Source organism: Micromonospora sp. NBRC 110037, from assembly GCF_001652995.1.
GTDB lineage: Bacteria > Actinomycetota > Actinomycetes > Mycobacteriales > Micromonosporaceae > Micromonospora > Micromonospora chalcea.
This window is the reverse complement of the sequence record NZ_BBVA01000014.1, coordinates 15,280-41,497: the sequence shown is the minus strand read 5'-3', so window position 1 is coordinate 41,497 and position 26,218 is coordinate 15,280. Positions and strand designations below refer to the sequence as shown.

The following is a 26,218-nucleotide window of genomic DNA, read 5'->3' as shown; positions in this document are numbered from 1 at the left end:
CCATGAATCGGAGTAGTTGCGCGTGCCTCCGGCTGGCTGACCGGCGCGCGGGATGGGGCCAGAAGTGCCTCCGGCCCCCGGGTGCCATCCGGTTTTCTGCGTGGGACCGGCGGGCGGACCGTGCGCCAGGTGGCGCTGGTATCTCGCCTGCAACATGAACCCTAGCTCACTGAGCCCACCCTGGCTAGCTCAATGATCTAGCGTTTCCCCAGCTCAGGCCCCATTTCCAGTCCGCATCTGGACTGATTGGACAGTCTGTGCAGGTCACGGCCGGAGGATTTATACCCGCCTTAGTTGCGTGGTGACCCACCTCAACGCGGTGTCCGGCTCCAACGTGGCGATAGTGGTCGGCGCGGTGCTGCTGCTGGCCCGCTGGGCGCGCGCCGGTCCGCGTACCGCAGCCACGCTGTGTGTGCTCGCCCTGGTCGGGTTCGTCATCCTGGTACGGCCCTCGCCGAGCGTGGTGCGCGCCGCCGCGATGGGTGCGATCGGGCTCGCCGCGCTGGCCGCCGGGCGGTCCCGGTCGGCGCTGCCCGCGCTCGCCGCGGCGGTCACCGGACTGGTCCTGTACGACCCGGACCTCGCGGGCGACCCGGGGTTCGCGTTGTCGGTCTGCGCCACCGGGGGACTGCTGCTGCTCGCGCCGGGGTGGCGGGACGCGCTGCGCCGCCGGGGCGTACCGCCCGGGCTGGCCGAGGCGCTCGCCGTGCCGGCCGCCGCGCAGCTCGCCTGCGGCCCGGTGATCGCCGGACTGTCCGCGACGGTGAGCCTGGTGGCGGTGCCGGCGAACCTGTTGGCGGTGCCGGCCGTCGCGCCCGCCACTGTGCTCGGTGTGCTGGCGGCGGTGCTGTCGCCGGTGTGGCCGGGCGGCGCGGAGTTCCTGGCCTGGCTGGCGAGTTGGCCGGCGCGCTGGCTGGTGGCGGTGGCCGCGCACGGGGCGGACCTGCCGGCCGGGAACCTGCCCTGGGTGGGCGGGGTGGCCGGGGCCCTGCTGCTGGCGGGGGTGAGCGTGGCGCTGCTGCTCGCCTTCCGCCGACGCCGGGCGCGGCGGCTGGTCGCGGTCGTGGTGATGGCGGTGGTGCTCGGCGCGGCGCCGATCCGGTTGCTTGCCTCCGGCTGGCCGCCGCGCGGCTGGGTGGTGGTGGCGTGCGCGGTGGGACAGGGGGACGCCGTGGTGCTGCCGGTGGCGGCCGGCCGGGCCGTGGTGGTCGACGCCGGACCGGACCCGTCCGGCGTGGACGCCTGCCTGCGCCGCCTGCGCGTACGTGAGGTGTCGCTGCTGGTGGTCAGTCACTTCCACGTCGACCACGTCGGCGGCGTGGCCGGGGTGTTCCGGGGCCGGCGGGTGGGCGCGGTGGTGGGTCCGTCCTGGTCCGAGCCGCCCTACGGCGCCGCCCAGGTACGCGAGGCGGCCCGCCGGGCCGGTGCGCCGCTCGCCGCCGCGCAGGCGGGCTGGCGGTGGCGGGCCGGAGCGGTGGACCTGGTCGCGGTCGGGCCGCCGTACCCGCTGCGGGGCAGCCGGTCCGACCCGAACAACAACTCACTCGTCCTGACCGCCACCGTGGCCGGGGTACGGGTCCTGCTCGCCGGTGACGCCGAGACGGAGGAGCAGCGGGCGATGCTGGAGACGATGCCGGCCGCCGCGATCCGGGCCGACGTGCTGAAGGTGGCCCACCACGGCTCGGCGTACCAGGATCCGCAGTTCCTCGCCGCGGTGCGCCCGGCGGTGGCGCTGGTGTGCGTGGGCGTCGACAACGACTACGGGCATCCCAACGCCGGGCTGCTGGACCGGCTGGCCCGGGGCGGCGCGCGGGTGCTGCGTACCGACACCGGCGGTGACCTGGCCGCCGTGCGCGTCGGCGCCGGCCTCGCCGTGGTGACGCGCGGCCCCGATCCGGTACGACAGCGGTGAGGTGGCGAATCTTGTTGCGATAGATGGTGGATCAAGGCAAATGTCTGGATTTGCGCTGAGTGCGGGCTGTGCCGTCACAGTCCTCGATGACCAGGTCCGATCGGGTCGGAGGGCGTGCGAGTATGGGCGACGTGACCCCCGCCGACCTGCCTCCTATTGTGCTCGTCCTCGGCGACGAGGAGCTGCTCGCCACGCGAGCGGTGACCGAAGCCGTCGCCCGGGCCCGCGAGGTGGACCCCGACGTGGACGTGCGGGAATACCAGGCCGGCACGCTCACCGTCGGCGAGATCGCCGAGATGCTCAGCCCGTCGCTGTTCGGCGGCCGCCGGGTGCTGGTGCTCCGCTCCGGTCAGGACGCCCGCAAGGACCTGTCCACCGCGCTACTGGCGTACGCGAAGAACCCCGACCCGGACGTGCAGCTCGTCGTGCTGCACCTGGGCGGGGCCAAGGGCAAGGCGTTCGCCGACGGGCTTCGGGCGGCCGGTGCCACTGTGGTGCCGGCGATGAAGCTCAAGGGCGACCGGGAACGGGCCGCCTTCGTGCGGGACGAGATCCGTCGCAACGGGGGCAAGTGCACGCCGGACGCGGCCGACGCCCTGGTCGCGGCGGTCGGCAACGACATGCGTGAGCTGGCCGCCGCCTGCTCGCAGCTGCTCGCCGACACGGACGGGCGGATCAGCGCGGACACGGTGGCCCGCTACTACCGGGGGCGGGCCGAGGTGACCGGCTTCACGGTGGCCGACGCGACGATGGTCGGCGACGTGCCCGGCGCGCTGGAGGCGCTGCGCTGGGCGCTGCACGTCGGCGTCGATCCGGTGCCGATCGCCGACGCGCTGGCCGACGGCGTACGAACCGTGGCCCGGGTCGCCGCCGCCGGGCGGGGAAGCCCGTTCCAGCTGGCCAAGACGCTGGGCATGCCGGCCTGGAAGATCGAGAAGGCTCAGGTGCGGGCACGGGGCTGGACGCCGGAGGGCCTGGTCGAGGCGATGCGGGTGGCCGCCGAGTGCAACGCGGCGGTCAAGGGCGGCGCCGACGACCGGGCGTACGCGCTGGAGCGAGCCGTGTTCTCGGTGGCCGCGGCCCGGCAGGGCGGCGCCCGGTGACCCGATCGTGGTCGACTGTGGCCACGGACGAGGAGCGGTACCGCCCGCTCTACGCCCGGGTGCTGGGCCTGCGCTTCGTCAACCCGGGCGGGGTGCTCTGCTTCCTGTTCTTCGAGGGCGCGATGGCGCTCGCCGTGCTGCTCGCGCTCGCCGAACTGGTGAGCTGGTGGGCGGTGCTGGTGCTGCCGGTCGCGGTGGCCGCGATGGTCAAGCTCAACGACGTGGTCGCCGAGATGGTCGTCCGCACCGCGGCGCTGGTGCCCGAGCAGGAGCGGGACCGCTTCCGGCGGCAGATGGAGCCGGTGGTCGGCCGGGCCCGGGTGCCCGCGAGCGCCCGCGCGCTGCCGAGCGGCGCGGTCCGGAGCGTCCGGTCGTTGCCGGGCGGCACGCCAGCCGACTCCCGGGGCGTCCGCTACCACCACCCGCAACGCGCGACGTTCGACCGCCCGACCGAGCGCTAGCAGCGCCTCTTCCCCCGCGCCGCGCCCTGCGCCTTCGCGCGGAGATCTTGGTACGGAACCGCCCCTCAGGGGGCCGTTTCGTACCAAGATCTGCGGCGTGATCGGAGTGGGACAGCCGGAAGCCCCGTGGGCTCGATGGCCCCGGGGCTTCCGGTCGGGATCTGCGGTGCCGGTCAGGCAGAGAACGAGGCGACGCGCTTGGCGATCGCCGACTTCCGGTTGGCCGCCTGGTTGGCGTGGATGACACCCTTGCTGGCAGCCTTGTCCAGCTTCCGGGTGGCCTCACGCATCAGCACGGTGGCCTTCTCGGCGTCGCCCGCCTCGGCAGCCTCGTGGAACTTCCGGATGGCGGTCTTCAGCGACGACTTGACCGACTTGTTACGCAGCCGGCGCTTCTCGTTCTGCCGGTTGCGCTTGATCTGGGACTTGATGTTCGCCACGCGACAGCCTCGTCTTGATAGCTCGGGTTGGTCTGCTTTCGCGCACGACGAGCATGCGTCATCGCCGCGCGAAAAGCCAGGCTACCAGGTCGGTCCCCGACGAGCCAAAACGCCTCCGGCTGGGGCCCACCTGCCACCGTCACCAGCATGCCGTCGCACCCATGGACGCCGCCAGGCTGGCCGGCGTTCCCAGGCTGGTCGGGCGGCGCGCCAGCTCGGGGAGGTGGCGGGGTCAGGGCAAGTGTGATGCGGCCACCTCCCCGTGCTGGTGTGGATCAAGGGGGCGGTGGGATGCGCGCCACCTTGTTGAGCTGGGGTGGGTCATGGGGAACCGGCGGGGTGGGGCCAGGCCCAGCCTCGCCGCTCGGCCAGCCAGCTGAGCGCCTGCTCGCCGCTCCAGCGCTGGTGGGCGCGCAGGTGCGGGGACGCCGTCGACGGTCCGGCGGCGGCCCCGGTCAGGTAGTAGCCGGCCAGCGCGGCCAGCGTCACGTCCAGCGCATCAGCGGGCGCCCCTGCCACCGCCGGGTGACCGGCGAACGCGGCGTCCGCGTCCAGGCCACTGGCGTACGCGGTGAGCAACAGCCCGGCCAGGTCGAACCAGGCCGGCCCGTGACAGAGCCACGGCCAGTCGCACAGCCAGGCGCGCCCGCCGGAGTCGATCAGGAGGTTGTCCACCCGCAGGTCGCCGTGGGCCAGCCCGGGGGCCGCGTCGGCGTACCCGGGCAGGCGCGACTCCAGCGCCACCAGCTCGGCCAGCGGGGCGCCGGCGGCCTGCTCGGGCAGCGGCTCACGTCCGGCGGCCACCTCGCCCCACCAGAGGATGTCGTCGCGGGCCAGGTCCGCGAGCCGGGGGAGCGGTAGCGCGGCCAGCTGCGCAGGCGGGTCGGCGAGGGCGGCGGCCACCTCGGCGTACGTGGCGAGGGCGGCGTCCAGCTCGGCCGGCGCCCAGGGCAGCGCGGGGGTGTGCCCGTCGATCGCGTCGAGCGCCAGCGCGTACCAGCCGGACTCGGTGAGCGCCCAGCGCGGCCGGGGCACCGGCAGGCCGGCCGGGAGCCGGGCCAGGATCGCCGCCTCGTGGGCGTACCAGTCGACCAGGTGCCGTTGCCTGTGCAGCGCCGCCGCCTTGACGAACACGCGCTCCCCGTCGGGGCCGGTCAGCACGGCGGCGAATCCGCTGGTGAACCCGCCGGCGGCCACCCGTACCGCCGCCGGTTGGCCGCCGAGCCGGGCGGCCAGCGCGTTCCGCAGCCCGGCCGGCAGGTCGGTCCAGCCCGGCCGCACGGCCGTCGACCCGTACGCGACGGGCGGGAGTGAGATCGCACGCACCGCACCATGCTGCCGCACGCGGGCCGCGCCGCCCCGCCGCACCGGCGGCGCGCGGCGAACCGGCGCGTCGGAGGGCTCTGCCAGACTGCCTGCCATGAGGACCGACGAGTTCTGGCAGCTGATCGACGACGCCCGCGCCGGGGCCGGGGGAGAGCCCGACGCGGTCGCCGCCCGGGCGGTCGCGCTGCTGGCCGGGCGCGACCCGGAGGAGATCGTCGGGTACGCCCACCACCAGCGGCGGGTGCTCGCCGCCTCCTACCGGGTGGATCTCTGGGGCGCGGCGTACCTGATCAACGGCGGCGCCTCGGACGACGGCTTCGAGTATTTCCGGGGCTGGCTGATGACCCAGGGCCGGGCGGTGTTCGCCAAGGCGGTCGGCGACCCGGACTCGCTCGCCGAGTTGCCGCAGGTGCGGGCGGCGGCGCTCAGCGGCGAGGAGTTCGAGTGCGAGGACATGCTGGCGGTGCCGTGGGACGCGTACCGGAAGGCCACCGCGAGCGACCTGCCGGCCGAGCCTGACCCGGTGCCGGTGCCCGACCTGAACGACTTCTGGGACTTCGACGACGAGGAGGAGGCCCGGCGTCGGCTGCCGAGGCTGGCCACCCTCTTCGTGGAGCCACCCGTGGAATAGCAGTGGAGTAAAGGGGGAGTCCGGGCGCTCCCGGGGCGACGTGGGACCATGGAGGGGGCCGGCGGCGCGCCGGCCCGCTCACGTCAGCCGACCAGAACGGACCGCTGTGCCACCGACGCTCGATCCCGGCGCGAACGCTCCTGGTGCCACCGACCCGGCGCGCATCCGGAACTTCTGCATCATCGCCCACATCGACCACGGGAAGTCGACCCTGGCCGACCGGATGTTGCAGCTCACCGGTGTGGTCGACCCACGGCAGATGCGCGCGCAGTACCTGGACCGGATGGACATCGAGCGCGAGCGCGGCATCACCATCAAGAGCCAGGCCGTGCGGATGCCGTGGACGATCCGCGAGGGCGACCGGGCCGGTGAGACGGCCGTGCTCAACATGATCGACACTCCGGGCCACGTGGACTTCACCTACGAGGTGTCCCGTTCGCTGGCTGCCTGCGAGGGTGCGATCCTGCTCGTCGACGCCGCGCAGGGCATCGAGGCGCAGACGCTCGCCAACCTCTACCTGGCGCTCGAGAACGACCTGCACATCATCCCGGTGCTCAACAAGATCGACCTGCCGGCCGCCCAGCCGGAGAAGTACGCCGAGGAGCTGGCGCACCTGATCGGCGGCGATCCGGCGGACTGCATCAAGGTCTCCGGCAAGACCGGCGAGGGCGTGCCGTACCTGCTGGACGAGATCGTCCGGCAGTTCGTGCCGCCGGTGGGTGACGCCGAGGCCCCGGCCCGCGCGATGATCTTCGACTCGGTGTACGACGTCTACCGGGGCGTGGTCACGTACGTCCGGGTGATCGACGGCCGGATCTCGGCCCGGGACCGGATCAAGATGATGTCCACCGGCGCGGTCCACGAGCTGCTGGAGATCGGTGTCATCTCGCCGGAGATGGTCAAGGCCGAGGCGCTCGGCGTCGGCGAGGTGGGCTACCTGATCACCGGCGTGAAGGACGTGCGCCAGTCCCGGGTCGGTGACACGGTCACCATCAACAACAACCCGGCCAAGGAGGCGCTCGGCGGTTACAAGGACCCGAAGCCGATGGTCTACTCGGGGCTCTACCCGATCGACGGCTCGGACTACCCGAACCTGCGCGAGGCGCTGGACAAGCTCAAGCTCAACGACGCCGCGCTGGTCTACGAGCCGGAGACCTCCGGCGCGCTGGGCTTCGGCTTCCGCTGCGGCTTCCTCGGCCTGCTGCACCTGGAGATCATCCGGGAGCGGCTGGAGCGGGAGTTCAACCTCGACCTGATCTCCACCGCCCCGAACGTGGTCTACCGGGCCATCCAGGAGGACGGCGAGGAGATCGTGGTCACCAACCCGAGCGAGTACCCGACCGGCAAGATCGCGGAGGTGTACGAGCCGACGGTGCGGGCGACGGTGCTGACCCCGAACGACTACGTCGGCGCGGTGATGGAGCTGTGCCAGGGCCGCCGGGGCAGCCTGCTCGGCATGGACTACCTCTCCGCCGACCGGGTGGAGCTGCGCTACACGCTGCCGCTGGCCGAGATCATCTTCGACTTCTTCGACCAGCTCAAGAGCCGTACCAAGGGTTACGCCTCACTGGACTACGAGCCCTCCGGCGAGCAGGCGTCGGACCTGGTGAAGGTGGACATCCTGCTGCACGGCGAGCCGGTCGACGCGTTCAGCGCGATCGTGCACAAGGACAAGGCGTACACGTACGGCACGACGATCGCGGCGAAGCTGCGTTCGCTGATCCCGCGCCAGCAGTTCGAGGTGCCGATCCAGGCGGCGATCGGCAGCCGGGTGATCGCCCGGGAGACCATCCGCGCGATCCGCAAGGACGTGCTCGCCAAGTGCTACGGCGGTGACATCAGCCGCAAGCGCAAGCTGCTGGAGAAGCAGAAGGAGGGCAAGAAGCGGATGAAGATGGTGGGCCGGGTGGAGGTCCCCCAGGAGGCGTTCATCGCGGCGCTCTCGTCCGACTCCGGTGACGGCAAGCCCGCCGGCAAGAAGTAGCGGTCCGGCTCCGCGCAGCGGCCGGCGTCCCCTCGCAGGGGCGCCGGCCGTTCGCGTACCCAGGAGATTTTCAGCCTCTGGCAGCGCTCCCACCTGCGGGTTCGCGTCAGTCGGGAGGGTGGCGGTCGATACGGCCGGTTTCGGTTTTCGATGCGTCGGGCACTTAGCGGTCACGACAGCAACCGCACAGAACGTGCGAAATCGCTTTAGGAGGACGACCGTGGAGTTCACCGTCTGGGGCATCATCACCGCGCTGGTCGTGGGTCTGATCGTCGGCGCGCTGGGCCGGCTGGTCGTGCCGGGCCGGCAGAACATGCCGATCTGGCTGCACATGGTGATCGGCGTCGGCGCGGCGCTGCTGGGCACCGTCCTGGCCCGCGCGCTCGGCATCGCCACGCAGACCGCCGGCATCGACTGGGCCGAGCTGGCCGTGCAGGTCGTGCTCGCCGCCATCGGTGTGGCCCTGGTGGCCGGCGTCGGCCGCCGCAGCAGCGTCTCGCGTTACTGATCGACGCATCACGCGCCTCGACGGGTGCCCGGCCGCATCGGCCGGGCACCCGTCGGCGTATTCGGCGCATTGAACCCCGTCGGTGTGCCGGGCCCGCCCGCCGCGCCCGGTTTCGGGGAGAAGTAGCAGGTCAGGGTACGTCTGAACAATTCGTCATCGGAGTCGGTTTGGATTTCCGGGCGGTCGGGAACTTAGCGATCACGACAGTAACCACACAAAAACGTGTGACCGGATCTTAAGGAGGAGGGCGACCATGGAGCTCACCGTTTGGGGCATCATCACGGCGCTGGTCGTTGGTCTGATCGTCGGCGCGCTGGGCCGGCTGGTCGTGCCGGGCCGGCAGAACATGCCCATGTGGCTGCACATGCTGATCGGCGTCGGCGCCGCGCTTCTGGGCACGCTCGTCGCCCGGGCCTCCGGCTTCGCCGAGACCGCCGGCATCGACTGGCGCGAGCTGATGCTGCAGGTGCTGTTCGCCGCGATCGGCGTGGCCCTGGTGGCCGGTGTCGGCCGTCGCCGCGGCGTCTCGCGCTACTGACCCCGCACCACGCGCCTCGACGGGCGCCCGGCCTCACCGGCCGGGCGCCCGTCGGCGTTCGTGGGCTCTGAACTGCCCGGACGGCATCGATGTCGGCCGGGCCCCGGCTGCGATACGGTCGCCTGTGCCCTCCGTCACGAACACCCCCTGTTGTAAAGGAAATTTTCCTACTAAGGTGCGGCGGAGAAGGTTAGTGCCAAACGGCCCTGAGGGAGATATGGCGTGAACAGGTGGAAGCGGCTGGCTCCGGTCACCGCCATCGTGGCGTCGGCCGCGTTGGTGCTGACCGCGTGCGGTGGCTCCGGCGACGACGACAAGGCCGCCGACAACAGCAAGCTCACTGTGTGGATGATGGGTGAGGGCGGCGACGCCCAGACCGCGTTCCTCGACAGCGTCGAGGCGGAGTTCAAGAAGAAGCACCCCGAGACCGACGTGGTGGTGCAGTACATCCCCTGGCTCGAGGCGCCGAAGAAGTTCCAGGCCGCGCTCGCCGGTGGCGAGGGCCCGGACGTCACCGAGCTGGGCAACACCGAGACCCAGGGCTGGGCCGCTCAGGAGGCCCTGGCCGACGTCTCGGACAAGTTCAACGCCTGGTCCGAGGGCAAGGACATCCTGCCCGACCTGGTCAAGAACGCTCAGCTCGACGGCAAGCAGTACGGCGTGCCGTGGTACGCCGGCGTGCGCGCCGTCTACTACCGCACCGACTGGTTCGCCGAGGCCGGCGTGAAGCCGCCGACGACCTGGGACGAGATGGTCGCCGCCGCGAAGGCCGTGCAGGCCAAGAAGCCCGGCACCTACGGCATCGCCCTGCCCGGCAACTCCGAGCTGCCGTTCTACTCCTTCCTCTGGAGTGCCGGCGCGGAGATCGCCACCAAGGAGGGGGACAGCTGGAAGTCCGGCTACAACACCCCCGAGGCGCAGAAGGCGGTCAAGTTCTGGACCGACCTGGTGACAGTGCACAAGGTCGCCCCGCCGGCCGCCGCCGGGTGGAACGAGGTCGACGCCCGTACCCAGTTCGCCACCGGCAAGGCCGCGATGGCGTTCGCCGGTAGCTGGCAGGGCGGCGCGATGAAGAAGGACAACCCGGACATCGAGAAGGTCTGGGGCACGTTCCCGATCCCCGGCCCGGACGGCAAGGCCGCCCCGGCGTTCGCCGGGGGCTCCGACATCGCCATCTGGAAGGACAGCGAGCGGCAGGCGCTGGCCTGGGACTACATGACCGTGCTGCTGAGCAAGCAGAAGGACAAGGAGTTCGCCAGCAGCCTCGGGTTCTTCCCGGTCTACCAGGACCTGGTCAGCAGCGGTGACTACGCCAACGACAAGGTGATGGCGGCGTTCGCCACCGCTATCCAGAACACCAAGCTGACCCCGCTCACCCCGAAGTGGGTCGAGGTCAGCCGCACCAAGACGGTGACCCAGGCGATGAACAGCTCGGTCATCAAGGGCCAGAAGACGGTCGAGAAGGCCACCGCCGACGCGGCCACCGAGATCGAAAGCATCCTCAACGCCAAGTGACCACGCTGACCGAGGCCACCGGCGAGGCCGCCGCGCGGGAGACCCCCGCGCGGCGGCGCCGTCGCCGGGTGGACCACCTTCCGTACCTGCTGCTCCTGCCCTGCCTGGCGATCATCGCCGTGCTGCTGCTCTGGCCGCTCGGCCAGGTCGTGTGGATGTCCTTCCACAAGCTGGACAGCGTCCGGCAGCTGCGCGGCGACCGCGAGTGGCCGTGGATCGGCCTGGCCAACTACGCCCAGATCCTCGGCGACCCGTTCTTCCGTACGGTGCTGCGCAACACGGTGCTGTTCGCGGTCGCCAACGTGGCGCTCACGATGGTCCTCGGCACGCTGGTCGGGCTGCTGCTCAACCGCCTGGGCAAGAAGATGGCCACGTTCGTGGCGAGCTGCGTGATGCTCGCCTGGGCCACCCCGGCGCTGACCGGCACGATCGTCTGGAAGTGGATCTTCGACGACACGAGCGGCCTGGTCACGTGGCTGTTCAACAAGCTCCCGGACGGGCTGTCCACGGCGCTGTTCGGGCGCAGCGACTGGACCGGGTACGGCTGGTTCAACGACCCGCTGCTGTTCTTCGCCATCCTGACGCTCGTGGTGGTCTGGCACTCGTTCCCGTTCATCGCGGTGAGCGTGCTGGCCGGGCTCAAGAGCGTGCCGACGGAGTTGCAGGAGGCGGCCCGGGTCGACGGCGCCGGCCCGTGGAAGGTGTTCTGGAAGGTGACGTTCCCGATCCTGCGGCCGGTCTTCGGCATCCTCGTGGTGCTCTCCACGATCTGGGACTTCAAGGTCTTCACCCAGCAGTTCGTGCTGGCCGGCGGCACCCAGGACCGGTCGACGTTCATGCTGTCGATCTACTCGTACGCGGAGGCGTTCTCACCGCCGCCGAAGTACGGCCTCGGCTCCGCCATCGCCGTGATCCTCACCGTGATCCTGCTCGTGGTGACCGCCCTGTACGTCCGCATGGTGCTGCGGCAGGAGGACGAATGATGAAGAAGATCGCCCTCAACGGCGCGGGCCTGCTGGTCGCGCTCTTCGCCGCGTTCCCGGTCTACTGGATGGTGGCGACGTCGCTGAAGCCCAACCGGGAGATCTTCTCGTCCACGCCCCGGCCGGTGCCGGCCGAGCCGACGCTGGAGCACTACCGGGAGATCCTCACCGGCAACCTGATCCCGGGCGTGACGTTCACCGACTTCTTCCTCAACAGCGTGCTCGTCGCGGGGGCCACGGTGCTGCTGAGCGGGCTGGTCGCGCTGCTCGCCGCGACAGCCGTGGCCCGGTTCCGGTTCAAGCTGCGCACCACGTTCCTGATCATGCTGCTGGTGGTGCAGATGATCCCGCTGGAGGCGCTGGTCATCCCGCTGTTCCTGATGATCCAGCGGCTCGGTCTCTACAACACGCTGCCCAGCCTGATCCTCACGTACCTCGGCTTCTCGCTGCCGTTCGCGGTCTGGATGCTGCGCGGCTTCGTCGCAGCGGTGCCGAAGGAACTGGAGGAGGCCGCCGCCATCGACGGCGCCAGCCGGGCCCAGACGTTCCGCAAGGTGCTGTTCCCGCTGGTCGCGCCCGGCCTGGTCGCCACCAGCATCTTCTCGTTCATCACCGCCTGGAACGAGCTGATCTTCGCGCTGACCTTCATCAACGACCAGCAGAAGTACACGCTGCCGGTGGCGATGACGTTCTTCTTCGGCCGCGACGACACCGCCTGGGGCTCGGTGATGGCCGCGTCCACGCTGTTCACCCTGCCGGTGATCGTCTTCTTCCTGCTGGTGCAGCGCCGGATGGTCTCCGGCCTGGTCGCGGGAGCCGTGAAGGGCTGAGGGCGGCGGGCCGGTCAGGCCGCGGCGAACACCTCGGCGCGTACCTCGGTGGCCGGGTCGCCCTTCACCCGGGCCCAGGAGCCCTGCTCGGCGGTCCACTCCAGGTTGCCGAAGCGGACCTTCTTCACGCCGTGGTCGTCGGCGTGCGAGACCAGCCAGTGCGCGTACCGCCAGCCGTTGCGGTCGTCGCCCGCCGGCACGGTGAGCGCGGTCAGGTCCGTCGCCGTGGCCAGCCGGGGCAGCCCCCAGTCCAGCGACAGGCTCTCCAGCACGGCGCTGGCGGCGGCCGGCCCGCGCATCGTCGGCGGCGAACTCACCGTGCAGGCCACCGCGCCGGTCGCGTGGCCGAGCAACGCGCGGGTCAGGACCTCCGACTCGTCGGCCCACTTCTCGTACGCCTCGGGGAAGGCCGACCGCTGCACCCGCTGGGCGGCGTCGGTGACCCGCATCCGCTCCCAGCCCTTGACCTTCTTCAGCGCGGCGTAGAACTTGTTCGCCGCGTACCGCGGGTCCTGGACCTGCTCCGGGGTGCCCCAGCCCTGGCTCGGGCGCTGCTGGAACAGGCCGAGCGAGTCGCGGTCGCCGTGCGCGATGTTGCGCAGGTGCGACTCCTGGTACGCGGTCGCCAGCGCCACCACCACCGCCCGCTCGGGCATCCGGCGCTGCATGCCGATGGCCGCGATGGTCGCCGCGTTCGCCATCTGGTCGGCGCCGAGCACCACCTCGCCGTCGGCCTGCACCGTGCAGGTCCGGCTGGCCAGGGGGAGCCGCAGGTGCTCGCCGAACTGCTTGGTCACGACATAGACCGCGAGCAGCGCCAGTACGCACACCGCAACACCAGATGCCACGATCGCCGCTCGCGTCCGCACCCGCACCCCCTGTCCCGACAGTCCGACAAGCGTACGTCGGCCCCGCGCCGCCGCGTCTCGTCCGAGTGGCCGTCCCGCCACCACGTGACCGGCGCCGTGCCGCCGGGCGGGGCCCGCCACCACCGAAGGTGACCAGCCGGGCCCCGCCGCGTACCTCAGTCTCCGGCGGGCACCCAGGCGGCGGGACGCTTCTCCCGGAACGCCATGACGCCCTCACGCCCCTCGTCCGAGAGGAAGTACCCGGTGGACAGCGCCGCCAACTCGGCGATCTCGGCCCGCAGGTCCGTCGCGGCGGGCCGGCGCAGCAGCTCCTTCGCCCCGGCCAGCGCCCCCGGCGCGCCCCTGACCAGCGAGGCGCAGTAACGCTCGACGGCGGCGTCCAGCTCGCCGGCCGGCACCGCGGCGGTGACCAGGCCGACCTCGGCGGCGCGGCGGCCGTCGAACGTGTCGCCGGTCAGGTACAGCTCGGCGGCGGCCCGCTGGTCCAGCCGGGGCAGCACGGTCGCCGAGATCACCGCCGGGATCACGCCGATCCGCACCTCGGTGAACGCGAACGTCGCCTCCTGCGCGCAGACCGCCAGGTCGGCGGCGGCGATCAGGCCCAGCCCGCCGGCCCGGGCCGGCCCGGCGACCTTCGCGACCACCGGCTTCGGGCACTCCCGCACCGCCACCAGCACGTCGCCGAGCATCCCGGCGGGCACCGTGCCACTGGCGTACGCGGCGGCGGTCTCCTTCAGGTCGGCGCCGGAGCAGAAGACCGGGCCGGTGTGGTCGAGCACGATCGCGCGTACCGCGTCGTCGGCGACCGCGTCGGCCAGCCCGGCCAGCAGCTGGGTCATCAGGGGCGTGGAGAGCGCGTTGCGGTTGTGCGGGCTGTCCAGGGTGAGGGTGGTCACCCCACGGGCCGTGGCGACTCGCACGAGAGCGTCCGGAGAGGTCATGCCGGGCACACTAGTGGCCATGCCCGGCGTCCTTCCAGAAGGCGAACCCGTCCCGCGCGACGGATCGCTGCCCGCCACCGCCCGTCGCGCCGTCGGCGCGCGCGGCTTCGGCGTGTACGTCCACGTGCCGTTCTGCGCCAGCCGGTGCGGTTACTGCGACTTCAACACGTACACCGCCTCCGAGCTGGGCGGCGGGGCGAGCCGGGAGACGTACGCCGACTCGGTGCTGGCCGAGCTGGCGCTGGCCGCCCGGGTGCTGGGCGACTCGCCGCCGCAGCGGGTCGACACCGTCTTCGTCGGCGGCGGCACGCCGACCCTGCTGCCCGCCGACGACCTGGCCCGGATCCTCGACGGCATCGACCGCGTCTGGGGGCTGGCCGCCGACGCGGAGGTGACCACCGAGGCCAACCCGGAGTCGGTGACCCCGGAGTCGCTCAAGACGCTGCGGGCGGCCGGCTACACCCGGATCTCGCTGGGCATGCAGTCCGCCGCGCCCGGGGTGCTCGCGGTGCTGGACCGGCGGCACAGCGCGGGCCGGGCCACCGCCGCCGCGCTGGAGGCGCGCGACGCCGGGTTCGAGCACGTGAACCTGGACCTGATCTACGGCACGCCGGGCGAGACGGCAGACGACTTCGCTGCCTCGCTGGCCCAGGTGGTCGACGCCGGGGTGGACCACGTCAGCGCGTACGCCCTGATCGTGGAGGACGGCACCCGGCTGGCCGCGCGGATGCGCCGGGGCGAGCTGCCGTACCCCTCCGACGACGTGGCGGCGGACCGCTACCTGGCCGCGGAGGCGGCGCTCGGCGCGGCCGGCTTCTCCTGGTACGAGGTGTCGAACTGGGCCCGCTCGGCGGCGGCGGCGTGCCGGCACAACCTGCTCTACTGGACCGGCGCCGACTGGTGGGGCCTGGGCCCGGGGGCGCACAGCCACGTCGGCGGCGTGCGCTGGTGGAACGTCAAGCACCCGAGCGCGTACGCGGCGCGGCTGGCCGAGGGCGCCTCGCCGGCACTGGCCCGGGAGGTGCTCAGCGCGGACGAGCAGCACATGGAGGACGTGATGCTGCGGGTGCGGCTCGCCTCCGGGCTGCCGCTGGACGTGCTGGACGAGCCCGGCCGGGCGGGCGCCGAGCGGGCCCGGGACGCCGGGCTGCTCGACGCCGGGGCGTACGCGCGGGGGCTTGTGGTGCTGACGCTGCGCGGACGGCTGCTGGCCGACGCGGTGGTACGCGACCTGCTGCCGTGACCGACGCCGGCCGGCCGCCCCCTCGGCCGGCCGGCGGTGTCACTTCACGAAGTTGTAGGTCATCGGGTAGCGGTAGAGCACACCCTCGTTGGCCTTGACCCCGCCGATGATCCCGAAGATCAGCGGCACCAGCCAGACCAGCATCGGGACGAAGAACAGGATCCCGCAGGTGATGACCGTGATCACCCAGGCGAGGACGCTGGCGATGGTCCAGGTGATCTGGAAGTTCAGCGCCGCGACCGCGTGGGCGCGTACGGTCGGCGACTGCTGGCCGCGGGTCATCATCGCGATCAGCGGGGCGACCCAGCCGAGCAGACCGCCACCGATGATGACGCCCGCGGCGCCACCGAAGTGCGCCACCAGGGCCCAGGTCTTCTCGTCGTTGTTGGCGTACCCGGCCGGGCCGTAGCCGCCACCGCCGGGATAGCCGCCACCGGCGCCGTAGCCCGGCGCGCCGGCCGGCGGGGGGTAACCACCAGGGGGCGGGTAGCCGCCCGGCGGAGGCTGGGCACCGGGGGGCGGGTAGCCGCCCGGGGGCGGATAGTCACCGGGCGGGGGATACCCGCCCGCGCCCGGCGCGCCGGACAGTGGAGCGGTGGGCGGCTCGCCGGAGCCGTAGGGCGCCGACGGGTCGGGCTGGGGGCCGGAGTCCCCTGCTCCGGGAGGGCGAGGAGGTTCAGTCATGGAGGTCACGGTAGGGCCAGCGGGCAAGTCGCACCAGGGCGACACAGACCGAGCGTGACCGGCTGTTCGGCCCTGGCGTGCCGCGTGGTGTGGTGGGCCGCACCGCAGGTCCGTCAGGCGATCATCGCGTCGGTGGGGGTGCCGACGTAGACTGGCACTCGCTACAGTCGAGTGCCAGCCGCCCGGCGGATGCCGCGTGCCGGCCCGGCCGAGGTGTGTCAGGAGGTGGGGACATGGGTCTCGACGACCGCAAACTCGCCGTGCTGCGCGCGATCGTCGAGGACTACGTCGCCACGCAGGAGCCGGTGGGCAGCAAGGCCCTGGTCGAGCGGCACCAGCTCGGCGTCTCCCCGGCGACGGTGCGCAACGACATGGCGGTGCTGGAGGAGGAGGGCTACATCCGGCAGCCGCACACCAGCGCCGGCCGGGTGCCCACCGACCGCGGCTACCGCCTCTTCGTGGACCGGCTCTCCCGGGTCAAGCCGCTCAGCCCCGCCGAGCGCCGCGCCATCGAGCGCTTCCTGGTCGGCGCGGTCGACCTGGACGACGTGGTGCACCGCACGGTCCGGCTGCTCGCCCAGCTCACCCGGCAGGTCGCCGTGGTGCAGTACCCGAGCCTGGCCCGGTCCAAGGTGCGTCACCTGGAACTCGTGCCGATCTCCACCACCCGGCTGATGGTCGTCATGATCGCCGACACCGGCCGGGTCGAGCAGCGGCTCGTCGAGCTGCCCGCCCCGGTTCCCGCCGACGACGTGACCGACCTGCGCCGGCTGGTGAACGAGAAGCTCGTCGGCAGCCAGCTCTCCGAGACGCCGCCGCTGGTGCAGGCCCTGGTGGACGAGTCCGCGCCGCACCTGCGCCCGGCCATGACCACGCTGTCCACGGTGCTGCTGGAGACGCTCGTGGAACGGCACGAGGAGCGCCTCGCGCTGGCCGGCCAGGCCAACCTCACCCGGGGCGGCCTGCTCGACTTCCAGGGCTCGCTGCGGCCGATCCTGGAGGCGCTCGAAGAAGAGGTAGTGCTGCTCAAACTGATCGGCGAGACCGAGCCGAGCACCACCCGCGTGCTGATCGGCGACGAGAACGAGTTCGACAACCTGCGGGCCGCCTCGGTGGTCAGCACCGGCTACGGACCGGGCAGCACCATCGTCGGTGGGCTCGGCGTGCTCGGGCCGACCCGGATGGACTACCCCGGCAATATCGCCATGGTGAGGGCCGTGGCACGCTACGTGGGCGAACTGCTGGCCCAGAACTGACCAGTCAGGGCCGACGGCCGGTTGCGGCCGACGACCGGAGCGACGCGAGACGAACATGAGGACACCTAACGCAGTGGCCAGGGACTACTACGGCATTCTCGGCGTGAGCCGGGAAGCCTCCGACGACGAGATCAAGCGCGCCTACCGCAAGCTGGCGCGGCAGTACCACCCGGACGTCAATCCGGACCCGGAGGCCCAGGAGAAGTTCAAGGACATCAACGCCGCGTACGAGGTCCTCTCGGACGACCGGAAACGGCAGATCGTCGACCTCGGCGGCGACCCGCTCGCCCCCGGCGGCGGTGGCATGGGCGGCCCGGGCGGGCCCGGCGGCGCCGGTCCGTTCGTCGGTTTCCAGGACATCATGGACGCGTTCTTCGGCGGCGCGGCGGGCGGCAGCCGGGGACCCCGGCCGCGCACCCGGCCCGGCGCGGACGCGATCCTGCGCCTGGAACTGGACCTCAACGAGACCGCGTTCGGCGTCGAGGCGCCGATCACCGTCGACACCGCGGTGCTCTGCACCACCTGCTCCGGCGCCGGCACCGCAGCCGGTACCCACCTGGCCACCTGCGAGGCGTGCGCCGGCCGGGGCGAGGTGCAGTCGGTGCAGCGCACGTTCCTCGGCCAGGTGGTCTCCGCCCGGCCGTGCACCGTCTGCCAGGGCTACGGCACCACCATCCCGCATGCCTGCCCGACCTGCGCCGGTGAGGGCCGGGTGCGTACCCGCCGCTCGCTGACCGTCAAGATCCCGGCCGGCGTCGAGGACGGCATGCGGATCCGCCTGGCCCAGCAGGGCGAGGTCGGCCCGGGCGGCGGCACCGCCGGCGACCTCTACGTGGAGATCCACGAGCGGCCGCACGACGTCTACTCCCGCAAGGGCGACGACCTGCACTGCCGGGTGACGGTGCCGATGACCGCCGCCGCGCTCGGCACCCGGCTGACCATCAAGACGCTGGACAGCGAGGAGACCGTCGACGTCAAGCCCGGCACCCAGCCCGGCAGCACGCTGCGGCTGCGCGCCCGGGGCGTACCGCACCTGCGCGGCACCGGCCGGGGTGACCTCTACGTGCACCTGGACGTGCGTACCCCGACCAAGCTCGACGCCGACCAGGAGCGGATGCTGCGCGACTTCGCCAAGACCCGCGGCGAGGAGGTCGCCGAGCTGACCAAGCAGGGCGGCTTCTTCTCCCGGATGCGCGACGCCTTCAACGGGCACGCCTGAGGTGTCCGCCCCGCTGTTCCTGGTCGAGGCGCTGCCCACCGGTGACACGCTGACGCTGGACGGCCCGGAGGGCCACCACGCGGCCACCGTGCAGCGGCTGCGGGCCGGTGAGGAGCTGCTGCTCGCCGACGGCCGGGGCGGCACCGCCGCCGCGGTGGTCACCGCCGTCGGCCGGGGCACGCTCGACCTGCGCGTCACCAGCCGGGGGTACGCGGACGCGCCCGTCCCGCGGCTCGTCGTGGTGCAGGGCATCGCCAAGGGCGACCGGGGTGAACTCGCCGTGCAGGCGATGACCGAGGTCGGGGTGGACGAGATCGTGCCGTGGGCGGCGTCCCGCTCGGTGGCGCAGTGGCGCGGCGACCGGGGCGTACGGGCCCGGCAGAAGTGGGTGGCCACCGCCCGGGAGGCGGCCAAGCAGGCCCGCCGCCCGTGGCTGCCGGTGGTGGCCGGCGCCCCGGACGAGTCCACCGCCACGGTGGCCCGCCGGATCGCCGGCGCGGCCGCCGCGTTCGTGCTGCACGAGGGCGCGCAGGACCGGCTGACCACAGTCGACCTGCCGACGGCCGGGGAGATCGTCCTGGTGGTCGGCCCGGAGGGCGGCATCGCCGACCACGAGCTGGCCACGTTCGCCGAGGCGGGCGCCCGCACGGTCCGCCTGGGCCCGTCGGTGCTGCGTACGTCCACAGCAGGCGTGGCAGCCCTGACAGTCCTGGCCACCCGCCTGACCCACTGGTAGCGGGGGAGGGGTGGGTCAGGAGCGGAGGTAGGAAGCGCCGTTCAGGTCGATGATCGTTCCCGCCGCCCACTCGGCCTCGGGGCTCGCCAGCCAGTGCACCGCCGCCGCGATCTCCTCCGGACGCGCCACCCGGTGGAACGGGGACTGCGCGCGTACCGCCTCGCCCCGCTCTGCCTTCAGGTGCTCGTTGGTCATGTCCGTCTCGACGAAGCCGGGCGCCACGCAGGCCACCCCGATGCCGTACGGCGCCAGGGCCACCGCCAGCGACTGGGCCATCGCGTTCATCCCGGCCTTGCTGGCCCCGTACGCCGGGTTGGCCGGCTCGCCCCGGAACGCGCCCCGGGACGAGACGTTGACGATCCGGCCCCCACTGTCGCGCATGTGCTGCGCGGCGCACCAGGCCGCGTTCGCCGCGCCGACCAGGTTGGTGTCGAGCACCTCCCGCCACCGCGTCCGCCACTGCTCGTAGCTGCTCTCGAAGACCGGGTGCGGGGGATCGGCCGGCCCGAACACACCGGCGTTGTTCACCAGCACGTCGAGGCCACCGAGCCGCTGGGCCGCCTCGTCCACCATGGCGCGTACCGCGTCGGGGTCGGCCAGGTCGGCGCGCACCACCACGTGCCCGTCGCCGGGCAGCTCGGCGCGCAGCCGCTCCGCCAGCTCGGCGGAGTCCCGGTGGTGGATCGCCACCCGGTCCCCACCTGCGGCGAACGCTCGCGCCACCGCCCGCCCGATGCCCCGCGAGGCCCCCGTCACCAGCACCGCCCGTCCCGCCATGGCGGCCATCCTGCCGCACCGGCCCGGGGTGTTAAGAAGGGCCCCTTCCCATGCCGGAGGCGTTAAGCGGGGGCCCTTCCTTACACTGCTGCGATGGACTGCCTCTTCTGCCGGATCGTCGCCGGGGAGATTCCCGCCACCATCGTCCGCGAGACCGCCACCACCCTGGCCTTCCGGGACATCGACCCGAAGGCGCCCACGCACGTGCTGGTGATCCCGAAGGAGCACTACGCCGACGTGGCCACGCTGGCCCAGGGCGCGCCCGAACTGGCCGGTGAGGTGCTCCAGACCGCCGCCGTGGTGGCAGAGGAGGAGGGCCTGACCGTGGACGGGTTCCGGCTGATGTTCAACACCGGCCCGTACGGCGGCCAGGAGGTCTTCCACGTGCACGCCCACCTGCTCGGCGGCGCGCCGCTCGGCCCGATGCTCTGCCGATGACCGACGTCTCGGACCGGCTCGGCCGGATGGTGCGCCAGGCCCAGGCCACCGGGCGGATCCCGGCGGTGTCGGCCGCCCTGCACCGCGCCGACCGGCCGCTCTGGACCTGCGCCGTGGGCGACACCGGCAACGACACCCCGCTGGGGCCGGAGACGGTGTTCCGGATCGGCTCGGTCACCAAGACGTTCACCGCGGTACTCGTCATGCAGTGCCGCGACGACGGCCTGCTCGACCTGGACGACCCGGTCGGGCGGCACCTCGACCTGCCGGCGCACGGCGAGCTGACCGTACGCCGGCTGCTGTCGCACACCGCCGGCCTGCAACGCGAGCCCCACGGCGACGTGTGGGACAGCCTGCGCGCCCCGGCCGTCGAGGAGCTGCTGGCCGACCTGGCCCGGGTCGAGCGGGTGCTGCCCACCGGGCGGCGCTTCCACTACTCCAACCTCGGCATGGCCCTCCTGGGCGAGATGGTGGCCCGGCTGCGCGGCGGGACCTGGGCCGAGGTGCTGGCCGACCGGGTCCTCGCCCCGCTCGGGCTGACCGCCACCGGTCCGGCCCCGACCGAGCGTGCCGCGACCGGGTTCCTGGTCGACGCGTACTCCGACGAGGCCCACCCGGAGCCACCGGCCGACTTCGGCGCGGTGGCCCCCGCAGCCCAGCTCTGGAGCACCGCGCCGGACATGGCCCGCTGGGCCGCCTTCCTGGCCGACCCGGCGGCGCTCGACCCGGACGGCGCGGTGCTCGCCGCGGCCACCGTCGAGGAGATGCGCTGGCCGCTCACCACCACCGACGAGTCGGTCTGGACGGCCGGCTTCGGCCTCGGGCTGATCCTGGTGCCGCAGCCCGAGCGGGTGACCCACGTGGGGCACGACGGCGCGATGCCCGGATTCCTCGCCGCCGTCTACGGGCGGCGCGGCGGGCAGGGCACCGCCGGGGCGATGGGCGCCGCGGTGCTCGGCTCGTCCGGCGCCGGCGTGGAGGTGTTCGACCTGGCGCACCGGCTGCTCGCCGCCGCCGCCGAGCACGACCCGGCGGAGATCGAGCCGTGGCGTCCCGGCCCGCCCGCGCCGGCGCACCTGCGCGGCATGCTGGGCCGCTGGTGGGGCGAGGGCTTCGAGTACGTCTTCTCCTGGCACGACGGGACGCTGCGGGCCCGGGGCGCGGACGACCCGGCCGGGAAGCCGCCGGCGGTGTTCGCGCCGCTGCCGGACCGGCCGGACGTGTTCCGCACGGTCTCCGGCCGCGAGGTGGGGGAGCTGCTGCGGCTCACGCGCGACGAGCACGGCGTGGTGGTCCGGATGCACTGGGCGACCTACCGCTTCACCCGCCGCCAGGAGACCTTCGACGGGTACGACTTCCGCGCCGGTGACTGATCGCCGAGCGCCGGAAATGGGCGCGGTGTGCGCGGTGCCGACCCGATACGATGGGAGGTAACCGTACGCCGCGCCAGCAGGGCCCGGCACAGAGAAGCGGAGAGCAGGTGGCGCAGGGCCCGACGGCCCGACCTATGACCGGCACCCCACCTCCCGGCACGCCGCGCGTGCAGACCAGGATCACGGTCGGAGACCAGAAGATCATGGTGAACCTGCTCGGCGCGGGCGACGAGATCCTGCGACTCGTCGAGCGTTCGGTCAACAGCGACGTCCACGTGCGCGGCAACGAGATCACCATCACCGGCGCGCCCGCCGACAACGCCCTCGCCGAGCGTCTCTTCAGTGAGCTGCTCGAACTGATCGAGAAAGGCGAGACCCTGACCACAGACGCGGTACGGCGTACCGTCGGCATGCTCGAGCAGGGCGGCGCCGAGCGGCCCGCCGAGGTTCTGACGCTCAACATCCTCTCCCGGCGCGGCCGCACCATCCGTCCCAAGACGCTCGGGCAGAAGAAGTACGTCGACGCGATCGACGCGCACACCATCGTCTTCGGGATCGGCCCGGCCGGCACCGGCAAGACCTACCTCGCGATGGCGAAGGCAGTGCAGGCGCTGCAGGCCAAGCAGGTCAACCGGATCATCCTGACCCGCCCGGCGGTCGAGGCGGGGGAGCGGCTGGGCTTCCTGCCCGGCACCCTGAACGAGAAGATCGACCCCTACCTGCGCCCGCTCTACGACGCGCTGCACGACATGCTCGACCCGGAGACCATCCCGAAGCTGATGGCCGCCGGAACGATCGAGGTCGCGCCGCTGGCATACATGAGGGGCCGCACGCTTAATGACGCGTTCATCATCCTGGACGAGGCGCAGAACACCACGCCCGAGCAGATGAAGATGTTCCTCACCCGGCTCGGCTTCGGCTCCAAGATCGTCGTCACCGGTGACGTCACCCAGGTGGACCTTCCCGGCGGGACGACCAGCGGCCTGCGCGTGGTCCGGGAGATCCTGAACAACGTCGAGGACGTGCACTTCGCCCAGCTCTCCAGCTCCGACGTGGTCCGCCACAAGCTGGTGGGTGAGATCGTCGACGCGTACGCCCGCTGGGACGCCGAGCGGGAGAACCAGCAGGCCCAGAGCGTGCACGCCGTACCCGGGCGGACCGCCCAGGGCGGCCGGGCCGGCCGGCGCCGCTGACCACCGGCGCAAGCCGTCACACCATCAGAGGAAGACAGTTGTCCATCGAGATCGCCAACGAGTCGGGTGTCGAGGTCGACACCGACGCCGTGCTCGCCGTCGCGCGGCACGCCCTCGACGAGATGGGGGTCAACCCCCTCGCCGAGCTGTCCGTGCTGCTCGTCGACATCGAGTACATGTCGGAGCTGAACCACCGCTGGATGGGCGGCGACGGCCCGACCGACGTGCTCGCCTTCCCCATGGACGAGGGCAGCGTCGACCACGGCCCGGGCGAGAGCGCCCCGGCCGGCGGTGAGCCGGCCCTGCTCGGCGACATCGTGCTCTGTCCGGAGGTGGCGGCCAAGCAGGCCGCCGTGGCCGGGCACTCGGCGGCCGACGAGCTGCACCTGCTCACCGTGCACGGCGTGCTGCACCTGCTGGGCTACGACCACGCCGAGCCCGAGGAGGAGCGGGAGATGTTCGGTCTCCAGGCCCGGCTGCTGGCCAGCTGGCGGTCGACCCGGTCGCGGTGATGGACACCTTGGCGGCGGTCCGCGCGCCCGCCGGCCTGCCCGATCTTCAACTCCTGGTCTTCGCCGCCGGGCTGGTTGTCCTCGCCGGCCTGATCGCGATGACCGAGGCGGCGCTCGCAGCGGTCTCCCCGGCCCGCGCCGCGGAGCTGACCCGGGACGGGGCGCGCGGCGGGCGGGCCCTGCAGGTGGTCGCCGGTGACGTGGTCCGCCATCTGAACCTGCTGCTCCTGCTGCGGCTGCTGGCCGAGCTGACCGCCACCACGCTGGTCGCGCTGGTGGCTGTGGACACGTTCGGCGCGGGCTGGCGGGCGGCGCTGGTGACCGCCGGCGCGATGACGGTGGTGAGCTTCGTGGTGGTCGGGGTCGGGCCGCGCACGATCGGCCGCCAGCACGCGTACGCGGTCGGCCGGGCGGTCGCGCCGCTGGTGCGCTGGCTGGGCCGCGCGCTCAACCCGCTGGCGTCGCTGCTGATCCTGATCGGCAACGCGGTCACCCCGGGCAAGGGCTTCCGCGAGGGGCCGTTCGCGACCCAGGTGGAGCTGCGGGAGCTGGTCGACCTGGCCGAGCAGCGCGGCGTGGTGGAGCACGGCGAGCGCCAGATGATCCACTCGGTCTTCGCGCTCGGCGACACCATCGCGCGCGAGGTGATGGTGCCGCGTACCGAGATGGTGTGGATCGAGGAGCGCAAGACGCTCGCCCAGGCGCTGGCGTTGTTCCTGCGCTCCGGGTTCAGCCGCATCCCGGTGATCGGCGAGAACGTCGACGACGTGCTCGGCGTGCTCTACCTCAAGGACCTGATCCGGCGGGTGCAGGGCGACCAGGCGGCCCGGCAGATGCCGGTGGCCGAGCTGATGCGCCCGGCCACGTTCGTGCCGGAGTCCAAGCCGGTGGACGACCTGCTCTCGGAGATGCAGGCGGCCCGCAACCACCTGGTCATCGTCGTGGACGAGTACGGCGGCACCGGCGGGCTGGTCACCATCGAGGACATCCTGGAGGAGATCGTCGGGGAGATCACCGACGAGTACGATGTCGAGCGCCCGCCGGTCGAGCATCTGCCGGACGGGGCCGTGCGGGTGACCGCGCGGCTGCCGGTGGAGAATCTGGGCGAGCTGTTCGACACCGAGCTGCCCACCGACGAGGTGGAGACGGTCGGTGGCCTGCTGGCGCAGGCGCTCGGCCGGGTGCCCATCCCGGGCGCCGAGGCCGAGGTGGCCGGCCTGCGGCTGATGGCCGAGGGCACCACCGGCCGGCGCAACCGGATCGACACGGTTCTGGTGAGCCGCGTCGACCGGGGCGACGCGCCGGAGGGCGCGAACCGAAACGACCCGCCCGATTCCCGTGGCGACAACAACCGTTCCGAGGAGAGGCAATCCGCCGATGCCTGAGACACCCGCCGTGCCCGCCGCCCTGCCCACCCCGGCCGATCCGGCCGAGCTGAGCGCCGAGGACGCCAAGCTCGTCGTGCTGGCCCGGGGCGCGCGGGGCCGGGTGGCGGCAGTGGAGGGCGCCGCGGTCCGCGACCAGGACGGCCGGACGTACGCGGCGGCGAGCGTTGCGCTGCCGTCGTTGACGCTCACCGCGCTCCAGCTGGCTGTCGCTTCGGCGGTGGCGGCGGGCGCGAGCCGGCTGGAGGCCGCGGTGGTGGTGACCGAGGCGTCGACGCTGGACGGGGCGGGGCACGCGGCGGTGCGTGACCTGTCCGCCGACGCGCCGATCCACGTGGCCGCGCCGGACGGCGCCGTGCTCGGCACGGTGGTCGAGTGACCACGCCTGAGGCGCGTCCCTACCGGGCCGGTTTCGCCTGTTTCGTCGGGCGGCCGAACGCCGGCAAGTCGACGCTCACGAACGCGATCGTCGGCACCAAGATCGCGATCACCTCGAACAAGCCGCAGACCACCCGGCACATCATCCGGGCGGTGCTGCACCGGCCGGACTCGCAGCTCGTGCTTGTCGACACCCCGGGCCTGCACCGCCCCCGCACGCTGCTGGGGGAGCGCCTCAACGACCTGGTCCGGGAGACGTGGAGCGAGGTCGACGTGATCGGCCTGTGCGTGCCGGCGAACGAGCCGGTCGGCCGGGGCGACCGCTTCATCACCGGCGAGCTGGCCAGCCTGAAGGCCACCGTGCTGGCGGTGGTGACGAAGACCGACCTGGTGGACAAGAAGCGGCTGGCCGAGCAGTTGCTCGCGGTCAGCGAGCTGGGCGAGTTCGCCGCCGTGGTGCCGGTCAGTGCCGTCTCCGGGCACCAGGTCGACACGCTCGTCGACGTGATGACCGGCTACCTGCCGCCCTCGCCGCAGCTCTACCCGGACGACATGCTCACCGACGACCCGGAGCAGGTCCTGGTGGCGGAGCTGGTCCGCGAGGCGGCGCTGGAGGGCGTACGCGACGAGCTGCCGCACTCCATCGCGGTGGTGGTCGAGGAGATGATCCCGGAGGGCAACCTCACCAAGATCTACGCCGACGTGTACGTCGAGCGGTCGAGCCAGAAGGCCATCGTCATCGGCCACCGGGGCAGCCGCCTCAAGCACGTCGGCACCACCGCCCGGCGGCAGATCGAGGAGCTGCTCGGCACCCGGGTCTACCTCGACCTGCACGTACGGGTGGCGAAGGACTGGCAGCGCGACCCGAAGCAGCTGCGCAAGCTCGGCTTCTGAGCCCTCGGCCGGGCGTGCTCGGCGACGGGTGATCAGGATCAGTCAGGCCTATGGGACATCTCACTTTTCATAGGCGTCTGTGGTTGTTT

The 26,218-nt window shown here is 72.6% G+C and carries 26 protein-coding genes and 1 pseudogene; 21 read left to right on the top strand and 6 right to left on the bottom strand.

The genetic code is table 11. The annotated features are described in order from the left end of the window. Positions 1-289: 289 nt before the first annotated feature. From A4R25_RS28590 to A4R25_RS28580, 3 genes and pseudogenes are all read left to right on the top strand, one after another. Positions 290-1,912: pseudogene (locus A4R25_RS28590) on the top strand (ComEC/Rec2 family competence protein); the annotation flags it as partial. A gap of 122 nt (positions 1,913-2,034) precedes the next feature. After that, positions 2,035-3,015 (top strand): DNA polymerase III subunit delta, encoded by a 981-nt coding sequence (holA, locus tag A4R25_RS28585; protein ID WP_043328991.1) that lies wholly within the window; start codon positions 2,035-2,037, stop codon positions 3,013-3,015. Next, on the top strand, positions 3,012-3,476 hold the full coding sequence (locus A4R25_RS28580; RefSeq protein WP_043328992.1) for a hypothetical protein: 465 nt from the start codon (positions 3,012-3,014) through the stop codon (positions 3,474-3,476). The genes holA and A4R25_RS28580 overlap by 4 nt, the downstream gene beginning before the upstream one ends. A 173-nt stretch (positions 3,477-3,649) precedes the next feature. Here the strand turns inward: A4R25_RS28580 and rpsT are convergent, their stop codons facing one another. Beyond that, positions 3,650-3,916: a 30S ribosomal protein S20 gene (gene rpsT, locus A4R25_RS28575; RefSeq protein WP_030503107.1), complete on the bottom strand. Its 267-nt coding sequence runs from the start codon at positions 3,914-3,916 to the stop codon at positions 3,650-3,652. 321 nt (positions 3,917-4,237) lie between these two features. Beyond that, positions 4,238-5,338, bottom strand: coding sequence for a phosphotransferase family protein (locus A4R25_RS28570; RefSeq protein WP_231915661.1), 1,101 nt, complete (start codon positions 5,336-5,338; stop codon positions 4,238-4,240). Here A4R25_RS28570 and A4R25_RS28565 point away from each other — a divergent pair. From A4R25_RS28565 to A4R25_RS28535, 7 genes are all read left to right on the top strand, one after another. Then, on the top strand, positions 5,337-5,873 hold the full coding sequence (locus tag A4R25_RS28565; RefSeq protein ID WP_064448696.1) for a DUF4240 domain-containing protein: 537 nt from the start codon (positions 5,337-5,339) through the stop codon (positions 5,871-5,873). The two genes, A4R25_RS28570 and A4R25_RS28565, sit on opposite strands and share 2 nt — an antisense overlap. Positions 5,874-5,979: 106 nt before the next feature. Beyond that, positions 5,980-7,857, top strand: coding sequence for a translation elongation factor 4 (gene lepA, locus A4R25_RS28560; protein ID WP_064448695.1), 1,878 nt, complete (start codon positions 5,980-5,982; stop codon positions 7,855-7,857). 220 nt (positions 7,858-8,077) lie between these two features. Next, entirely contained in the window at positions 8,078-8,365 is a 288-nt protein-coding gene (locus A4R25_RS28555; RefSeq protein WP_043328996.1) for a GlsB/YeaQ/YmgE family stress response membrane protein, read from the top strand. 253 nt (positions 8,366-8,618) lie between these two features. Continuing rightward, positions 8,619-8,903 carry a GlsB/YeaQ/YmgE family stress response membrane protein gene (locus A4R25_RS28550; protein WP_043328998.1) on the top strand — a complete coding sequence of 95 codons (285 nt, stop codon included), beginning with the start codon at positions 8,619-8,621 and terminating at the stop codon, positions 8,901-8,903. 222 nt (positions 8,904-9,125) lie between these two features. Then, positions 9,126-10,418, top strand: a complete 1,293-nt coding sequence (locus A4R25_RS28545) for a sugar ABC transporter substrate-binding protein (RefSeq protein ID WP_064448694.1) — start codon at positions 9,126-9,128, stop codon at positions 10,416-10,418. Further along, positions 10,415-11,401 carry a carbohydrate ABC transporter permease gene (locus tag A4R25_RS28540; RefSeq protein ID WP_064448693.1) on the top strand — a complete coding sequence of 329 codons (987 nt, stop codon included), beginning with the start codon at positions 10,415-10,417 and terminating at the stop codon, positions 11,399-11,401. Before A4R25_RS28545 ends, A4R25_RS28540 begins: the two co-directional genes overlap by 4 nt. Beyond that, positions 11,398-12,231, top strand: a complete 834-nt coding sequence (locus A4R25_RS28535) for a carbohydrate ABC transporter permease (protein ID WP_064448692.1) — start codon at positions 11,398-11,400, stop codon at positions 12,229-12,231. The genes A4R25_RS28540 and A4R25_RS28535 overlap by 4 nt, the downstream gene beginning before the upstream one ends. Before the next feature lie 14 nt (positions 12,232-12,245). Here the strand turns inward: A4R25_RS28535 and A4R25_RS28530 are convergent, their stop codons facing one another. Beyond that, positions 12,246-13,106, bottom strand: coding sequence for a hypothetical protein (locus A4R25_RS28530; RefSeq protein ID WP_030503116.1), 861 nt, complete (start codon positions 13,104-13,106; stop codon positions 12,246-12,248). Positions 13,107-13,255: 149 nt separating this feature from the next. Next, entirely contained in the window at positions 13,256-14,041 is a 786-nt protein-coding gene (locus A4R25_RS28525; protein WP_043331020.1) for an enoyl-CoA hydratase-related protein, read from the bottom strand. Positions 14,042-14,060: 19 nt separating this feature from the next. On the opposite strand from A4R25_RS28525, the gene hemW reads away from it, so the two are divergent. After that, on the top strand, positions 14,061-15,284 hold the full coding sequence (gene hemW, locus A4R25_RS28520; protein ID WP_176722777.1) for a radical SAM family heme chaperone HemW: 1,224 nt from the start codon (positions 14,061-14,063) through the stop codon (positions 15,282-15,284). Between the two features lie 39 nt (positions 15,285-15,323). Here hemW and A4R25_RS30910 read toward each other — a convergent pair whose 3' ends face one another. Then, positions 15,324-15,968 (bottom strand): DUF4870 domain-containing protein, encoded by a 645-nt coding sequence (locus A4R25_RS30910; RefSeq protein ID WP_082931180.1) that lies wholly within the window; start codon positions 15,966-15,968, stop codon positions 15,324-15,326. A gap of 233 nt (positions 15,969-16,201) precedes the next feature. On the opposite strand from A4R25_RS30910, the gene hrcA reads away from it, so the two are divergent. The 3 genes from hrcA to A4R25_RS28500 all read left to right on the top strand — a co-directional run bounded on the left by hrcA (position 16,202) and on the right by A4R25_RS28500 (position 19,179). After that, positions 16,202-17,224, top strand: coding sequence for a heat-inducible transcriptional repressor HrcA (gene hrcA / locus A4R25_RS28510; protein ID WP_030503120.1), 1,023 nt, complete (start codon positions 16,202-16,204; stop codon positions 17,222-17,224). A gap of 73 nt (positions 17,225-17,297) precedes the next feature. After that, a complete protein-coding gene (dnaJ, locus tag A4R25_RS28505) occupies positions 17,298-18,443 on the top strand; it encodes a molecular chaperone DnaJ (protein ID WP_176722776.1) in 1,146 nt (381 codons plus the stop codon). A 1-nt stretch (position 18,444) separates the two neighbouring features. After that, a complete protein-coding gene (locus A4R25_RS28500; protein ID WP_064448691.1) occupies positions 18,445-19,179 on the top strand; it encodes a 16S rRNA (uracil(1498)-N(3))-methyltransferase in 735 nt (244 codons plus the stop codon). Between the two features lie 15 nt (positions 19,180-19,194). On the opposite strand, the gene A4R25_RS28495 is transcribed toward A4R25_RS28500, so the two are convergent. After that, on the bottom strand, positions 19,195-19,956 hold the full coding sequence (locus tag A4R25_RS28495; RefSeq protein WP_064448690.1) for an SDR family NAD(P)-dependent oxidoreductase: 762 nt from the start codon (positions 19,954-19,956) through the stop codon (positions 19,195-19,197). A 93-nt stretch (positions 19,957-20,049) separates the two neighbouring features. On the opposite strand from A4R25_RS28495, the gene A4R25_RS28490 reads away from it, so the two are divergent. The 7 genes from A4R25_RS28490 (at position 20,050) to era (ending at position 26,129) form a co-directional block, all read left to right on the top strand. Next, a complete protein-coding gene (locus A4R25_RS28490) occupies positions 20,050-20,394 on the top strand; it encodes a histidine triad nucleotide-binding protein (RefSeq protein WP_013475524.1) in 345 nt (114 codons plus the stop codon). Further along, positions 20,391-21,767: a serine hydrolase gene (locus A4R25_RS28485; protein WP_043329013.1), complete on the top strand. Its 1,377-nt coding sequence runs from the start codon at positions 20,391-20,393 to the stop codon at positions 21,765-21,767. The genes A4R25_RS28490 and A4R25_RS28485 overlap by 4 nt, the downstream gene beginning before the upstream one ends. Positions 21,768-21,901: 134 nt before the next feature. Further along, positions 21,902-22,960: a PhoH family protein gene (locus A4R25_RS28480; RefSeq protein WP_030503125.1), complete on the top strand. Its 1,059-nt coding sequence runs from the start codon at positions 21,902-21,904 to the stop codon at positions 22,958-22,960. A gap of 38 nt (positions 22,961-22,998) precedes the next feature. After that, positions 22,999-23,472: an rRNA maturation RNase YbeY gene (gene ybeY, locus A4R25_RS28475; protein ID WP_030503126.1), complete on the top strand. Its 474-nt coding sequence runs from the start codon at positions 22,999-23,001 to the stop codon at positions 23,470-23,472. Continuing rightward, on the top strand, positions 23,448-24,857 hold the full coding sequence (locus A4R25_RS28470; RefSeq protein ID WP_181373794.1) for a hemolysin family protein: 1,410 nt from the start codon (positions 23,448-23,450) through the stop codon (positions 24,855-24,857). Before ybeY ends, A4R25_RS28470 begins: the two co-directional genes overlap by 25 nt. Further along, on the top strand, positions 24,850-25,236 hold the full coding sequence (locus A4R25_RS28465; RefSeq protein ID WP_030503128.1) for a hypothetical protein: 387 nt from the start codon (positions 24,850-24,852) through the stop codon (positions 25,234-25,236). The genes A4R25_RS28470 and A4R25_RS28465 overlap by 8 nt, the downstream gene beginning before the upstream one ends. Continuing rightward, entirely contained in the window at positions 25,233-26,129 is an 897-nt protein-coding gene (gene era / locus A4R25_RS28460; protein WP_064448689.1) for a GTPase Era, read from the top strand. Before A4R25_RS28465 ends, era begins: the two co-directional genes overlap by 4 nt. Positions 26,130-26,218: the final 89 nt, after the last annotated feature.

Excerpts from the sequence above, each read along its gene's own strand:
- A4R25_RS28550 (WP_043328998.1), top strand. The coding sequence starts at position 8,619 with ATGGAGCTCACCGTTTGGGGCATCATCACGGCGCTGGTCGTTGGTCTG.
- A4R25_RS28490 (WP_013475524.1), top strand. The coding sequence starts at position 20,050 with ATGGACTGCCTCTTCTGCCGGATCGTCGCCGGGGAGATTCCCGCCACC.
- A4R25_RS28465 (WP_030503128.1), top strand. The coding sequence starts at position 24,850 with ATGCCTGAGACACCCGCCGTGCCCGCCGCCCTGCCCACCCCGGCCGAT.
- A4R25_RS28570 (WP_231915661.1), bottom strand. The coding sequence starts at position 5,338 with ATGGCAGGCAGTCTGGCAGAGCCCTCCGACGCGCCGGTTCGCCGCGCG.
- A4R25_RS28565 (WP_064448696.1), top strand. The coding sequence starts at position 5,337 with ATGAGGACCGACGAGTTCTGGCAGCTGATCGACGACGCCCGCGCCGGG.
- A4R25_RS28535 (WP_064448692.1), top strand. The coding sequence starts at position 11,398 with ATGATGAAGAAGATCGCCCTCAACGGCGCGGGCCTGCTGGTCGCGCTC.
- A4R25_RS28495 (WP_064448690.1), bottom strand. The coding sequence starts at position 19,956 with ATGGCGGGACGGGCGGTGCTGGTGACGGGGGCCTCGCGGGGCATCGGG.
- holA (WP_043328991.1), top strand. The coding sequence starts at position 2,035 with ATGGGCGACGTGACCCCCGCCGACCTGCCTCCTATTGTGCTCGTCCTC.
- A4R25_RS28480 (WP_030503125.1), top strand. The coding sequence starts at position 21,902 with ATGACCGGCACCCCACCTCCCGGCACGCCGCGCGTGCAGACCAGGATC.
- hemW (WP_176722777.1), top strand. The coding sequence starts at position 14,061 with ATGCCCGGCGTCCTTCCAGAAGGCGAACCCGTCCCGCGCGACGGATCG.
- A4R25_RS28525 (WP_043331020.1), bottom strand. The coding sequence starts at position 14,041 with ATGACCTCTCCGGACGCTCTCGTGCGAGTCGCCACGGCCCGTGGGGTG.
- A4R25_RS30910 (WP_082931180.1), bottom strand. The coding sequence starts at position 15,968 with ATGACTGAACCTCCTCGCCCTCCCGGAGCAGGGGACTCCGGCCCCCAG.
- hrcA (WP_030503120.1), top strand. The coding sequence starts at position 16,202 with ATGGGTCTCGACGACCGCAAACTCGCCGTGCTGCGCGCGATCGTCGAG.
- A4R25_RS28485 (WP_043329013.1), top strand. The coding sequence starts at position 20,391 with ATGACCGACGTCTCGGACCGGCTCGGCCGGATGGTGCGCCAGGCCCAG.